At 77.8% G+C, this 571-nt stretch carries 1 protein-coding gene; it reads right to left on the bottom strand.

Translation table 11 applies throughout. The features are described from left to right. Nucleotides 1-9: 9 nt before the first annotated feature. The coding region (locus ACFF45_RS35580) for a helix-turn-helix domain-containing protein (RefSeq protein ID WP_381351188.1) at nt 10-571 on the bottom strand (562 nt) is incomplete at its 5' end.

Consider the following 571-nt stretch of genomic DNA (forward strand, 5'->3'; position numbering starts at 1 on the left):
CTCGTACGATCACGGCCGCACCACCGCCAGCACGTACCGGGCGGCCCCGTCCCCCGCACACCGGAACCGTGTCCGGCCCCAGACCCGCGACCGCAGGCAGTCCCCGGCGCCGAGGCGGTGCTCGACGTCCCGCACGGTCACCGCGAGGACCCCCTCCAGCACCCAGACGTGCTGCTCCAGACCGGGCACCGGCGGCCGGCCGTACGCGATGTCGGCGCCCACCGCGAGCCGGCCCTCGACCAGTTCGCCCCGCAGCCCGGCCTGCGGCGGCGACACGGACCGCCGGACGAAGCCGGAGGCCCGGTCCCGCCACACCGGCTGGTCGGCCGCCCGCACCAGCAGCGCGGACTCCCCCTCGACCTCGCTCAGCAGCTGGGACATCGTGCGCCCGAACACGGCGCACAGGCGGTTGAGCATCGCGGCCGTGGGACTGATCTCGGCCCGCTCGGCGCGGGACAGCGTCGACCGGCTCACCCCACTGCGCGCCGCCAGCTCCCCCAGCGACCAGCCGCGCTCGGCGCGCAGCTCGGCGAGCCGCGCGCCGAGCCGGGTGTCGACGTCCGGCGGGGCG

The organism is Streptomyces cinereospinus (assembly GCF_042430725.1).
In the GTDB taxonomy this organism is placed as follows: Bacteria; Actinomycetota; Actinomycetes; order Streptomycetales; family Streptomycetaceae; genus Streptomyces; species Streptomyces cinereospinus.